The sequence below is a fragment of the Faecalibacterium sp. DFI.5.82 genome, from assembly GCF_029076575.1.
GTDB lineage: Bacteria > Bacillota > Clostridia > Oscillospirales > Ruminococcaceae > Faecalibacterium > Faecalibacterium duncaniae.
In genome coordinates, this window is the sequence record NZ_JARFIS010000628.1 from 1 (window position 1) to 305 (window position 305).

Annotated in this window: 1 pseudogene; it reads right to left on the reverse strand. The window is 53.4% G+C overall.

What is annotated here, in order from left to right:
* Nucleotides 1–305: pseudogene (locus P0G09_RS18170) on the reverse strand (sensor histidine kinase); the annotation flags it as partial.

Below are 305 nucleotides of genomic sequence, written 5' to 3' on the forward strand. Positions count from 1 at the left end.
TGCAGAAGCATCCGGGATGATGTAAATATCCAGATTAGGCGCAGTCATCGTCAATTTTTCAGTCAGTGACGTTCCACTCCAGAAATGGCGGCGATGTACGCTGGAGCGCCCCAGCACGATTTTTGTAATGCCGGAGATGCGGGCAAACTCTGCGATCTGCTGCGGAATGTCATCCCCGTAGATCGTAGAAATGTCGGCACCTGCCTGCTCTGCCATACGAATATGCTGCTGCAAGCGCCGACGATCTTCTTGTCCCATCTGATCCGAATCCGGAGTCCGGACATACAGAGCTGTAAAGGTCCCGC